The organism is Streptomyces inhibens (assembly GCF_003389455.1).
GTDB lineage: Bacteria > Actinomycetota > Actinomycetes > Streptomycetales > Streptomycetaceae > Streptomyces > Streptomyces inhibens.
Map to the genome: position 1 here is coordinate 1 of NZ_QUAC01000138.1, position 12,521 is coordinate 12,521.

The 12,521-nt window shown below is 71.7% G+C and carries 11 protein-coding genes; 5 read left to right on the forward strand and 6 right to left on the reverse strand.

Features of this window, described 5'->3' with window-relative positions:
- Positions 1 to 591 (reverse strand): MFS transporter (locus DY245_RS17880; protein WP_147318348.1); only part of this gene is annotated, 591 nt, incomplete at its 3' end.
- 96 nt (positions 592 to 687) lie between these two features.
- On the opposite strand from DY245_RS17880, the gene DY245_RS17885 reads away from it, so the two are divergent.
- Together DY245_RS17885 and DY245_RS17890 are read left to right on the forward strand one after the other, a co-directional pair.
- Positions 688 to 1,734 (forward strand): ArsR/SmtB family transcription factor, encoded by a 1,047-nt coding sequence (locus DY245_RS17885; RefSeq protein ID WP_128508264.1) that lies wholly within the window; start codon positions 688 to 690, stop codon positions 1,732 to 1,734.
- A gap of 568 nt (positions 1,735 to 2,302) precedes the next feature.
- A complete protein-coding gene (locus DY245_RS17890) occupies positions 2,303 to 2,785 on the forward strand; it encodes a hypothetical protein (protein WP_128508265.1) in 483 nt (160 codons plus the stop codon).
- Between the two features lie 75 nt (positions 2,786 to 2,860).
- Here DY245_RS17890 and DY245_RS17895 read toward each other — a convergent pair whose 3' ends face one another.
- From DY245_RS17895 to DY245_RS17910, 4 genes are all read right to left on the reverse strand, one after another.
- A complete protein-coding gene (locus tag DY245_RS17895) occupies positions 2,861 to 4,312 on the reverse strand; it encodes an amino acid permease (protein ID WP_128508266.1) in 1,452 nt (483 codons plus the stop codon).
- 135 nt (positions 4,313 to 4,447) lie between these two features.
- Entirely contained in the window at positions 4,448 to 4,663 is a 216-nt protein-coding gene (locus DY245_RS17900) for a dodecin (protein ID WP_128508267.1), read from the reverse strand.
- A gap of 98 nt (positions 4,664 to 4,761) precedes the next feature.
- On the reverse strand, positions 4,762 to 5,223 hold the full coding sequence (locus DY245_RS17905; protein ID WP_128508268.1) for a universal stress protein: 462 nt from the start codon (positions 5,221 to 5,223) through the stop codon (positions 4,762 to 4,764).
- Between the two features lie 126 nt (positions 5,224 to 5,349).
- The gene (locus tag DY245_RS17910; RefSeq protein ID WP_128508269.1) at positions 5,350 to 6,060 is read right to left on the reverse strand and encodes a PAS domain-containing protein; all 711 of its coding nucleotides are present in this window, start codon (positions 6,058 to 6,060) and stop codon (positions 5,350 to 5,352) included.
- A gap of 105 nt (positions 6,061 to 6,165) precedes the next feature.
- Here DY245_RS17910 and DY245_RS17915 point away from each other — a divergent pair, with 105 nt between their 5' ends.
- Together DY245_RS17915 and DY245_RS17920 are read left to right on the forward strand one after the other, a co-directional pair.
- Positions 6,166 to 9,354, forward strand: a complete 3,189-nt coding sequence (locus tag DY245_RS17915; protein WP_128508270.1) for a bifunctional cytochrome P450/NADPH--P450 reductase — start codon at positions 6,166 to 6,168, stop codon at positions 9,352 to 9,354.
- 135 nt (positions 9,355 to 9,489) lie between these two features.
- Positions 9,490 to 10,662, forward strand: a complete 1,173-nt coding sequence (locus tag DY245_RS17920) for an FAD-dependent monooxygenase (RefSeq protein WP_128508271.1) — start codon at positions 9,490 to 9,492, stop codon at positions 10,660 to 10,662.
- An 11-nt stretch (positions 10,663 to 10,673) separates the two neighbouring features.
- Here the strand turns inward: DY245_RS17920 and DY245_RS17925 are convergent, their stop codons facing one another.
- Positions 10,674 to 11,213 (reverse strand): DUF2165 domain-containing protein, encoded by a 540-nt coding sequence (locus DY245_RS17925; protein WP_128508272.1) that lies wholly within the window; start codon positions 11,211 to 11,213, stop codon positions 10,674 to 10,676.
- A 185-nt stretch (positions 11,214 to 11,398) separates the two neighbouring features.
- Here DY245_RS17925 and DY245_RS17930 point away from each other — a divergent pair, with 185 nt between their 5' ends.
- Positions 11,399 to 12,433: a phosphatidylinositol-specific phospholipase C domain-containing protein gene (locus DY245_RS17930; RefSeq protein WP_128508273.1), complete on the forward strand. Its 1,035-nt coding sequence runs from the start codon at positions 11,399 to 11,401 to the stop codon at positions 12,431 to 12,433.
- Positions 12,434 to 12,521 lie beyond the last annotated feature (88 nt).

Sequence of the window (12,521 nt, forward strand, 5' to 3'; positions counted from 1 at the left end):
CCGCCCGGTCGCGCGCGAGGGCCGGCGGCCGAGGCCGTACCGGGCGACGGCCGCGGCGGCGCAGTGGAGCGCGGCGCCCGCGAGCAGGGTGCCGCGCGCCGACAGGGTGCTCACCAGGACACCGCCCACCGCGAACCCGCCGATCTGCATGACCCCGCCCGACATGTTGAGCACCGAGCGGCCGAGCAGATACCCCTCGCGCGCGAGGATCTCGTCGAGCAGCCCGTAGCGCACCCCGCCGCCCAGCGAGCCCGCCGTCCCCAGGCCCAGAAGGACGGCGAACGCCGCCCAAACGGGCAGCCCCGGGACGGCCTGGACGGCGGTGCCCAGGCCGAGTACCAGCGCCAGGCCGGTCAGCGCGGCGCGCGGCGGCAGCCGGTCGGCCGCCGACAGCAGCGTCGCCGCGCCGATCACCTGGGCGAGCGACGGGCCGAACATGGCGAGGGCGGAGAGCAGCGGCGAGCCGGTCGCCGCGTAGATCTGTGTGCCCAGGGCCGGCCCGCTCACCGTCTGGGCCGCCACCTGGAAGGAGGAGGTCAGGAAGAACGGGGTGAACTCCGGTGTACGGAAGAGCTGTCGGTAGGTGCGCATGAGCCCGGAGTCTCGGTGGCCGCTCCGCCCGGGAGTTACTGTTTCGCGGGTCGGCGAAACAAAGGTGAGCGCTGGGTACGGAGGCGGGCGGGGGACATGGGCTGGTGGGAGATCAGCGCGGACACCCTCGCCGGAAGCCGCTTCGTGATCTCTCCTCTCGCCGAGGCCATCGCCGGCCTCAAGACCCTCCAACGGGGAACGGCCGCGCACCCGGGCGAGCGTGCCTGGCTCGACACCCATCTGCCCGCCTACCGGGAGCGGCTGGCAGGCGACCCGCTCACCGCGCTCCTCGTCCGGGCCGCCCTGGGACACCGCTGGAACGCCACCTTCCTCACCCCCACGCCGACCGGCGACGGGCAGGCGTCGGAGGCCGCTGAAACCCCGTCCCTCGACCAGGAGTTGGCCCGTCTGCGCGAGACGCCGCCCGCCACCGCCCGCGCCGACCTGACGGTATCCCTGGGCGGCCGCCCGCTCCCCGGCCCGCTGCGGCGCGCCGACGACCTGCCGGGGCGCACCGCCGACCTCCTGGAGTGGGTATGGCGGGCAGCGGTGCTGCCCTACTGGCCGCAGCGCCGGCGGATCATCGAGGCCGATGTCCTCGCGCGCACCGCCCAGTTGAGCCGGGGCGGCTGGGCCGCGGCCCTCGCCGATATGCGCCCCGGGATGCGCTGGCTGGGCGCGAACCGGCTGCAGATCACCACGTACGACCATCCGCCGCGCGAGCTGTCCGGAGCGGGCGCGCAGCTGCTCTTCGTCCCCGTCACCCCGCACCAGACGTGGCTCTCGTGGGACGTTCACCCGCCCCGCTGCGGGGGTGTTGCCGGCCGGAGGCCGGGCGAGCGCCGCTCCGCCGTGGTGTATCCGTGCTCGGGCGCGCTGGCGGAGGCGGGCCGGGCGCCGGTGCCGGGGGCGCTGGGCGCCTTGCTGGGACCCGCGCGGGCGTGCGTGCTGGTCCTGCTCGGCAGTCCCAAGAGCACCACGCAGCTGGTGGCGCTGACCGGCCAGGGCCTGGGGTCGGTGGGCCGCCACCTCAAGGTCCTGCTCGATGCCCGGCTGATCGGCCGCCGACGGACCGGGCGGTCCGTGCTCTACTACCGGACGGCGGCCGGCGAGGTCCTGGTGGCGGCGCAGACGGGCGGGTGAGTCCCCTGGACCCGCCTACTCCACGCGCCTACTCCACGCGCCCGCTGAACCCGCCTACTTGACTCGCCCGCTCCGCCCGCCTATTTCACGCGCTCGATGCACGCGCCCACTTGACCCGCCTACTTCACGCGCCTACTTCACGCGCCCGCTTCACGCGCCTACTTCACGCGCCTACTTGCCCCGCCGCTCCCCCCGTCCACTACACGCGTCCGCTGAACCCGCCTACTTGCCCCGCCGCTCCCCCCGCCCACTACACGCGTCCTCTGAACCCGCCCGCTACACCCGCCCACCCCCCGAAGGGGGGTGGGCGGCGGGGAAAAACCTAAGGGGCCCGCATGTGGCGCTGACACGTCAAAAATCATGAGGTGTCTGCCTTGTTCTCTCTTGCTCTCTTCAGGGGCCCGTGCCTCAATGGTCTGCGATTCAGGTTGCTGACCATCCATCAGATCCCGGCGGTGGTCGGCACGGGGTCCGACCGCGGGCCCCGCGTGCTGCCTGTCGTTCCCTCACGTACCCCTCGACGGCCGGTGTCACGGGCCTGCACCCCCCTCACGAAGGCGGTACCCCCATGCGACACGTCGGACAAGGCAAACTCGGCATCGGAACGGCGCTCGGCGTCGCCATCGCCGCCGCGGGCACGCTCGCGATGGCGCCGGCCGCGACCGCGGTGGCACCCACACCCGACACGGCCACCCTCTCGTTCGACTGCGGTTCCTACGGCTCCGGTACGGCAACGCTCACCGCGACCCAGGACGGCACCTCCGCCACCATCAGCCTGTCCACATCGGCGATCACCTCGCCCATAGACATCGGAGCGAACTCGGTCACGTCCACCCTGACGCTCACCAAGAACGGCTCCGGTACGACGGAGTTCACCGGCAGCGCCAACCCGGCGATCCCGGCCGGCAGCCAGGTCTCCACCGGTCCGCTCAGCGGCACGGTCGCCGCGGGCGACAGCCTGGAGGCCACGTCCCTGAAGGTCGTGGTGCTGGGGATCACGGCCACCTGCAACGCCACCTCGGCGCAGTCCCCGGGACCGTTCGTCTTCTGACGGACAAAAGCGGGGACCGACCGGCCCGCGCCCGTCGGTCCCCGCACCTCGCCGCGCCCGGTCAGCGGGCCCCGCTCACGGCTGCTTGCGGCCGTTCTCCCTGTCGGAGGTCTCGCCGTCCGCCTGCGCCAGGTTCGAGTGGCGGTAAGAGTACGAGAAGTAGATGACCATGCCGATCAGGAACCAGACCACGAACCGCACCCAGGTCTGCCATTCCAGGAAAGTGATCAGCCAGATCGAGAAGCACACCCCGATCGCCGGCACCACCGGCATCCCCGGCGTACGGAAGGTCCGCGGCAGTTCGGGGCGCTTGTAGCGGAGCACGATCACCGCGACGCAGACCACCACGAACGCCAGCAGGATGCCGATGTTCGTCAGCTCGGCGGCCTCGCCGATCGGCAGAAAACCCGCGATGACCGCGGACGCGACGCCGACGATCCAGGTCACCCGGGTCGGTACATGGTGCTTGGGGCTGGTCCTGGCGAACCACTTCGGCAGCAGCCCGTCCCGGCTCATCGAGAACCACACCCGGGTCACCCCGAGCATGAAGGTGAACATGACGGTCAGGATGCCGATGATCGCGCCGACCGCGATGACATCCGCGAGCCCGCTCAGCCCCACCGACTTGAACGCCGACGAGAAGCCGCTCTCCGGGTCGATGTCCTTGTAGTTCTGCATACCCGTCAGCACCAGGCAGGCCAGGACGTAGAGCACCATCGAGATCGCCAGCGAATACATGATCGCTTTCGGCATATGGCGCTGGGCGTCCTTGGACTCCTCGGCCGCGGTACTCATCGCGTCATAGCCGAACACCGCGAAGAAGACGGTGGCCGCGCCGGTGAACGCGCCGCTCACCCCGAACGGGAAGAACGGCGTGTAGTTCGCGCTCTTGATGTGGAAGAAGCCGACCGCGATCACGACGATGACCACCAGGACCTTCAGGGCCACCACGATCGTCTCGAAGCGCGCGGCGTTCTTGATGCCCAGCGTCAGCAGATAGGCGATCAGCAGGCACAGCACCGCGGCGAAGAGGTCCACCCGGTGTCCCGGGCCGGTCCCCGGCGCACCCAGCATCCAGGCGGGCAGATCGAGGCCCATCTCGCCGAGCAGAAAGCCGAAATAGCCGGAGATGCCGATCGCGACCACCGCCACGATCGCGGTGTACTCCAGCAGCAGATCCCAGCCGATGAACCAGCCCGCCACCTCACCGAGGACCGCATAGCCGTAGGTGTAGGCCGAGCCCGCCTTCGGGATCAGCCCGGCGAATTCGGCGTACGAGAAGGCGGCCGCGGCGCTCGCGATGCCGGCGATGAGGAAGGAGACCAGGACCGCGGGCCCGGCCTTCCCGTTCGCGACGGCGCCGGCCAGCGTGAAGATGCCCGCGCCGATGATGCCGCCGACGCCGATGGCCGTCAGCTGCCACAGCCCGAGCACCCTGGTGAGCTGCTGGCTTGCGGTGCCTTCCGCCTCTTCAATGTGTTCGATCGGTTTGCGGCGCAATACGCCCTGTCCCGCGCGCAGCCCCATGCGTCATCCCTCCGTACGCTCGGTCGTGGTCCGACGGCGGATCATCATGGACCCTTGGGCGCAACTAAGGAAGGCGACTCCCTAGTAGCGCCGGGACTCGCCGGGAGACGTACACGGGAGGGGTTCAATCGGGTGTCAATCGGCGTCCTCCAGCCGGAACCCGACCTTCAGACCGACCTGGTAGTGGTCGATTTCGCCGTCGACGATGTGCCCGCGGACCTGGGTGATCTCGAACCAGTCCAGGTTGCGCAGGGTCTGCGAGGCACGCTTGATGCCATTCCTGATCGCGGCGTCCACGCTCTGCTGGGACGTACCGACGATCTCGGTCACGCGATACGTGCGGTCGGTCACGGTGGTCTCCCTCGGCCGGGGCGGCGCTCCGCCCGTCCACCTCCCACCGTGCCTCAGGGCTGCGCACCCCACCAGCGGAGTGACCCGGCGGGGGCGTTCTAGGGGACGACCGTGACCGGCCACCGCCCGGCCTTGACCAGGCGTACCGCGACCGAGCCCATGATGCGGTGCCCGGCCGACTCCGAGGCGCCGACCACCACCGCGTCGGCCTTCAGCTCGTCGGCCATTTGCACCATGCCGTTGTACGGGTCGCCGCGCAGGGTGTGGAACTCCCAGCGCACGTTGTATATCCCCTGCAGCCGGTCGGTCGCCTTGCGGATCTCGGCCATCAGCTCCTCGGCGACCTCGTTCGTGGCGTCCATGACGGGGGCGCCCATCGTCGCCCCGGCCGGCAGCACCGGCTGGACATAGACCAGGACCAGCTTCGAGGCCTGCCGCCTGGCCAGACCGGCCGCATACGCGGCGGCGCGCCAGGACGAGTCGGAGCCGTCGATGCCGACGACGATGACCTTCGGGCCGTCCGTTCCGCGCTCGAACTGCGCGGCTGCGTTCTCCTCCACACCACGGAGGTTATCCGCACATGCGTGCTGCCGGACCTCCGGGCCACGCCGGCGCGCGCCGCTGACCCGGTGCGGACCCGGTGCGGATCCGTTGCCGACCCGCGGCGGGCCCGCCGCGCGGCGCCGTCAGGCGGGGGCCGGCGGCCAGCTGTCGGGCGCCAGCACGCCCAGCACATATGCCCTGGCGACCAGCGCGGTACGGCCCTGCACCCGCCAGCGGCGGGCCAGCCGGGTGAGGTGGTAGTTCACCCCGTCGACGGTGAGCCCCAGCGCCGTACCGATCGACGCCGTGGTCGCGCCACCGGCGGCCAGTGCCAGGATCCGGGCCTCCACCGGGCTCGCCGAGCCGCGCGGCGCGGGCGGCGGCGGGGCGGTCTCGCGGACCCGCAGCAGCGCCAGCAGAGCGGGCGGCTGCACCGAGGGGTCGCCCACCGGATCCACCGTCAGTTCCCCTTCCCGCTCGGCCCCGTCGGACCCGGCGCGCCAGTGCACCTCGACCGGGTAGCGCGACCGGTGCCCCAGCCGCACCGCCTCGGCGATCCGCCGAAGCTGCTCCTTCGCCCGGGGCTTGAACAGATCCAGCAGATTGCGGCCGCGCAGCTGCCCGGGGGCAACGCCCCACTGTGCGGCCATCGCCGGATTGGCGATCAGCACCTCACCGTCGGCCCGGCACACCGCGATCGGTGTGGGGGTACGGTCCAGCAGGATCAGAAAGTAGTTGCGCCACGGGCCGCCCGCGTACGGCCCGGCCGGGTCGACATGTCCGCTCGCACAGGGCGGCTCGTGTGTCGTCGGCGCGTCCGTATACGACGCGTCATCGGCAGTCCCCTTGTCCATTGCCCCTTCTTCGGTCCGCGCGCAAGAGCCGGCAGCGAAAAACCACTGCACAATCATGCAGTTGCCCGTGCGTGAGCTGCCCACCGGGCCCCTCACGCTGGAGACATGACCGACACCATCGCGCTCCACAGTGACGAACGCGCCGCCGATGACGGCATTCCGGTTGCCGACATCACGGCGGCCGGGCTCACCAGCACGCCCATGCAGCAGGCCATGGATCTCGCCCGGATCCACGGCCCGGCCTACAAGCGCAGGCTCGGCGACCGCGAGACGCTGTTCCTCTCCTCGCTCGACCTGGTCACCGAGGTCGCCGACGAAAGCCGCTTCGCCAAGGGCGTTTCCGTCGTCCTGGAGAACGTCAGAGAGTTTGCCGGTGACGGTCTGTTCACCGCCTACAACGACGAGCCGAACTGGGCCAAGGCACACGAGGTCCTGATGCCGGCCTTCGCCCTCGGCTCGATGCGTACGTACCACCCGGCGATGCTCAAGGTCGCCCGCCGGGTGATGGCCAGTTGGGACCGGCGGGTGGTGGACGGCACGTCCCTCCACATCGCCGACGACATGACCCGGATGACGCTGGACACCATCGGACTCGCCGGCTTCGGCTTCGACTTCGAGTCGTTCTCCCGCGGCGACACCCCGCACCCGTTCGTCGAGGCGATGGTGCGCTGCCTGCAATGGAGCGGGAAGAAGTTCGCCCGTGACCCGCACGCCGACCACTCGGCCGAGGACGCGGCGTTCCGGGCCGACGCGGACCATCTCGCCTCCGTCGTCGACGAGGTCATCGCCGCCAGGACGGCGAGCGGCGAGAGCGGCGACGACGATCTGCTGGGCCTGATGCTCGGCGCCAGGGAGCAGGGGGACGCCGCGGCTGCCGCCGGCCCCACCCTCGACCTCGCCAACATCCGCAACCAGGTCATCACCTTCCTGATCGCCGGGCACGAGACCACCTCGGGCGCGCTCTCCTTCGCCCTGTACTACCTCCTCAAGGACCCGGTCGCGCTGCGCATGGTCCAGCGCGAGGCCGACGAACTGTGGGGCGACCAGGCCGACCCCGACCCGTCGTTCGAGGACATCGGCCGGCTGCCGTTCACCCGGCAGGTCCTCAACGAGGCGCTGCGGCTGTGGCCGACCGCCGCCGCCTTCACCCGCCAGGCCCGCGAGGACACCGTGATCGGCGGCCGCTACCCGGTCAAGGCCGGCGAGCTGGTCACGGTGCTCACCCCGATGCTGCACCGCGACCCGGCCTGGGGCGACAACCCCGAGCTGTTCGACCCCTCCCGCTTCAGCCCGGAGGCCGAGGCGGCCCGCTCGCCGCATGCGTACAAGCCGTTCGGGACCGGTGAACGCGCCTGCATCGGGCGGCAGTTCGCGCTGCATGAGGCGACCATGCTGCTCGCCCTTCTCGCGCACCGCTACCGCCTGATCGACCACGACGACTACCGGCTGCGCATCAAGGAGACGCTGACCCTCAAGCCCGACGGGTTCACGCTCACCCTGGCCGCCCGTACGCCCGCCGACCGGGCCGCGGTCCGTGCCGCGCTGGCCGTACTCCCCGGCAGCGCGGCCGGCACCGAGGACGACATCGCGACCGACGACGGGCTGCCGACCCGTGTCCCTCAGGGCACTGGTCTGCTGCTGTTGCACGGCAGCAACTACGGCACCTGCCGAGAGTTCGCCGAGCGGCTCGCCGACGAGGCCACCGGCCTGGGCTTCGCCGCCGATGTGGCGCCGCTCGACGCGTATGCCGGCGCACTGCCCGCCGACCGGCCCGTGGTCATCGTCGCCGCCTCGTACAACGGCCAGCCCACCGACGACGCTGCCGCCTTCGTCCGCTGGCTGAACACCGCGCAGGACGGCGCCGCCGCACAGGTACCGTTCGCGGTCCTCGGTGTCGGCGACCGCAACTGGGCCGCCACCTACCAGCACATACCGACCCTCATCGACGACCGGCTCGACGCGCTCGGCGCACAGCGGCTGCTGCCGCGCGCCGAGGCCGACGCCTCCGGCGATCTGAGCGGCACCGTCAAGGAGTTCACCGCGGAGCTGCGCACCCAGCTGCTGACGCGCTACGGCGACCCGGAGAGCATCGGCGCCAGCGCACCGGAGGCCGAGGACACCGGGTACACCGTCACCGAGATCACCGGCGGCCCGCTCGATGCGCTCGCCGCCCGGCACGGCCTCACCCCGATGACCGTCACCGAGGCCTATGACCTCACCGCGCAGGACTGGCCGCGGCCCAAGCGGTTCCTGCGGATCGCGCTGCCGGACGGTATCGGCTACCGCACCGCCGACCATCTCGCGGTGCTGCCGGCCAACGCCCCGGCCGCGGTCGAGCGGGCGGCCCAGGCCCTCGGCGTCGACCTGGACACCGTCCTCGCACTGCACTCCGGCCGCCGTCCCGGTCGCGACACCCTGCCCATCGACCGGCCGCTGACTGTTCGTCAACTCCTTAGCCATCACCTGGAGTTGGGCGTACGGCCGACACCCGGGCAGGTCGCCGTGCTCGCCGCGCACAACCCCTGCCCGCCCGAGCGCCACGCCCTGGAAGCCCTCGCCGAGGACGACCCGCGCACCCTGATCGAGCTGCTGGAGGCCCATCCGGCGCTGCGCGGCGCACTGCCCTGGCCGACGGTCCTGGAGCTGCTGCCGCCGCTGCGCACCCGGCACTACTCCCTGTCCTCCTCGCCCGCCACCGACCCCCGGCACGCCGATCTGATGGTCTCGCTGCTGCCCGGCGGCACCGGCTCGACCCATCTGCACACCCTGCGGCCCGGCGACACCGTCCTGGCCCGTGTCCAGCCCTGCCGTGAGGCCTTCCGCCTCGACCCGGCCGACGACACCCCGGTCATCCTGGTCGCGGCCGGCACCGGCCTCGCGCCCTTCCGCGGCGCCGTCGCCGACCGCGTCGCGGCGGGCCGGACCGCGCCCGCCCTGCTCTACTTCGGCTGCGACGATCCCACCGCCGACTTCCTGCACGCCGCGGAGTTCGCCGCCGCCGAGGCCGCCGGAGCCCTCTTGGTGCGCCCCGTCTTCAGCGCGCGTCCCGAGCACGGCCACCGCTTCGTCCAGCACCGCATCGCCGCCGAGGCGGCCGAGGTGTGGGAGCTGCTCCAGGCCGGGGCGCGGGTCTACGTCTGCGGCGACGGCAGCCGGATGGCGCCCGGCGTGCGGGCGGCGTTCCGCGAGGTGCACGGCGCGCACACCGGCGCCTCACCGCAGGAGTCCGAGGCCTGGCTGCGCGAACTGACCGCCTCCGGCCGCTACATCGAGGATGTGTACGCGGCGGGCTGAGCCCGGCCGGTCCTTTCCCCGGCGGGCTGGATCTTCCGGCCCGCCGGGGCCAAGGTGGGGTGGTGCGGCCACCGGGGCCGCACGGCTCGTCGGCCGCGATCCGGCCGGCGGACCCGACCCGGGGGGATTCACGACATGACCAAAGCCCTGATCATTGGAGGCGGCATAGCGGGGGCGGTGAGCGCGATGGCCCTCCAGAAGGCGGGCATCGACGCGGAGATCTTCGAGGCGTACCCGACCGGCGCGGACGATGTCGGCGCCTTTCTCGTCGTCTTCGCCAACGGCCTCGAAGCGCTCCGGGTGATCGACGCACACGGCCCCGTCGTCGCCCACTCCTTCCCCGCACAGCGGGTGGAGTTCTTCGGCAACGGCGGCGAACGGCTGGGGGAGCGGCCCATCGCCGGCACCGAACAGGGCACCGACCTCGGCCCGCGCACCCTGCGGCGGGCCACGCTCTACCAGGTGCTGCACACCGAGGCGGCGCGCCGCGGGATAGCCGTACGGCACGGGAAGCGGCTGGTCGGCGCGGAGACCGTGCACGGTGCAGGCGGCAAGCGGGTGGTGGCGACATTCGCCGACGGCAGCCGCGCCGAGGGCGACCTCCTCATCGGCGCGGACGGCCTGCACTCGGTCACCCGTACCCTTATCGACCCGGCCGCGCCGCGCCCGCGCTACACCGGCCAGAACACCGTCTGCGGCTACACCCGCGACGCCGGCACCCCGCTCGCGCCGGACACCTACACCATGATCTTCGGCAAGCGGGCGTTCTTCGGCTGCACCCTCGCGCCCGACGGCGAGGTCTGGTGGTTCGCCAACGTCCCCGGCACCGAGCTGGACCGCTCCCGGCCGCCGGCCGTCACCCCCGGCGCCTGGCGCGAGCGGGTCGCCGAACTCTTCGCGGACGACGACACCCCGGCCGCGGCCATCGTCCGCGCCACCGGCGACCGCGTCATCGCCTCCAACGCCTACGACATCGCCACCACGCCGACCTGGCACACCGACACCATGGTCGTCCTCGGCGACGCCGCACACGCCGCCGCGCCCAACGCCGCCCAGGGCGCGTCCATGGCCATCGAGGACAGCATCGTCCTGGCCAAGTGCCTGCGCGACGGGCCCGACCCGCACAGCGCCTTCGCCGCGTACGAGGAGCTGCGCAGGGAACGGGTGGAGAAGGTCGTCGCGGCCAGTGCCGGCATGGCCAAGCTCACCGCGTCGGGCACCACCGGCCGCCCGTCCTCCCAGGACCGGGCCGAGCGCGGCAGCGCGGGCGCCGACAACTGGCTGACGGGCTACCGGATCGAGTGGTGACGTTGCACGCGCTATTGCCGGCCGGCCCGCTCTGTGTCCCTCCCCGGCAGATGGACGACCAGCAGCGCGATTCCGGCGACCGTGACGTTACGGGTCGCCGCGTCCAGCCCGTTCCACGTCTTGGACTGCCACATGGCGAACCATTCGCCGCCTATCGCGAGGAAGCCCGCTCCGAACAGCAGCAGGATCATCAGCAGCCCTGCGGTGCTCATCCGCCGGGCAGGGGTGACGTCGCCGCGGCGCAGGCCGATGGTCCACAGTGCGGTGGCCATGACCAGTATCGCCGCGGCCGCCGTCTCCCAGGCGATGATCACCAGATAGGCGGCGTCCTGCAACGAGTGTGAGGTGATGGCCCGCCACATCAGGTCCTGGTCCTTGAACGTGGTGTCCATGGCCAGGACATGGCGGACGAATTCCCGATTGGTGTCGAAGTCGGTGATATTGCCGAAGGCGACGAGCGCGATATAGAGCGCCACCGTCCCCGTGAGCACGGTCGCCGCCAGCCGCAGTCCGGTACGCGATGTCTTGTCGAGGGTGTCCTTGTCGGTCATATGTCCTCCCCTGATCGGCCAACGTCGTGGTCTGTTTACTTTGTTTCTCTATGTTCCATCGACCTTATGGTTTCCCTCGCACCCAACTCCCGTACGCTGCTGCCCGATCGACCGGGTGACCGACCGGACGAGCGGGCGTTCGGGCATCTGGCCCGGCGGCCGAGGACCTAGGGGAAGCGGGGAACATGAACGGGAAGCGGTGTGTGGGGACGGTCGCCGTCGCGGCGGCGGCGGTGATCGCGGTGACCGGTCCGGCGGGCGCCGAACCGGCCGCCATGACATACGGCACCAGTACGTCCGTGGGCGTCCACAACGCCTACGACAAGGAGAAGTACCGCTACTTCGCGGACGCGCTGGACTCCGGCGCCGCGCTGCTCGAACTCGACCTCTGGTCCAACGGCCTGGGCAGGTCCTGGCGGGTCTCACACAGCAACCCGCTGGGGAACAGCAACAACTGCGAGGGCGCCGCGAACGCGTCGGAGCTGCGCACCAAGGACCGTAACCAGGACTTCGCCGGCTGCCTCGCCGATATGAAGGCCTGGCACGACGCCCACCCCGGCCACCGGCCCATCCTGTTCAAGGTCGAGATGAAGGACGGCTTCAACGCCAAGGGCGGCCGCGGCCCCGCCGAGTTCGACGCGCTGGTGCGGCAGAAGCTGGGCGACGCCGTCTACGGCCCCGGCGACCTCACCGCGGGACACGCCACACCCGACGAGGCGGTGCGGGCCGGCGGCTGGCCCTCGCGCGCCGATCTGGCCGGGAAGTTCCTGATCGAGCTGATACCCGGCACCGTCGAGGAGAGCAACCCGTTCGACAAGCTGTGGACCGACGTCGAGTACGCCACCCACCTCAAGAACCTTGCCGCACAAGGGAAGCTGGCACAGTCGACGGCCTTCCCCGCGGTGCACGGCGCGGCCCCCGGCGACCCCCGCGACCGCTACACCGACCCGGCGCTGCGCCCCTGGTTCGTGGTCTTCGACGGTGACGCGGCAACGTATCTGAACGGCAGTATCGACACCGCCTGGTACGACACCCGCCACTACCTCCTCATCATGACCGACGCACACAACGTTCCCCCGGCGATCGACGCCACCCACCCGACCGAGACGGAGGCGCTGGCCCGGGTCAACCAACTCGCCGCCGCGCACGCCAGTTTCGCGACCGCCGACTGGTATCCGCTGCCGTCCGTCCTCAAGACCGTGGTGCCGCGCGGGGCCTGACACCGTCGGCGGCGGCCCGGGAGCCCGGCTGCGCGGGCCGGGGGCCCGGCTGCGCGGGCCGGGGGCCCGGCTCCGAGGTCGCCCGCCG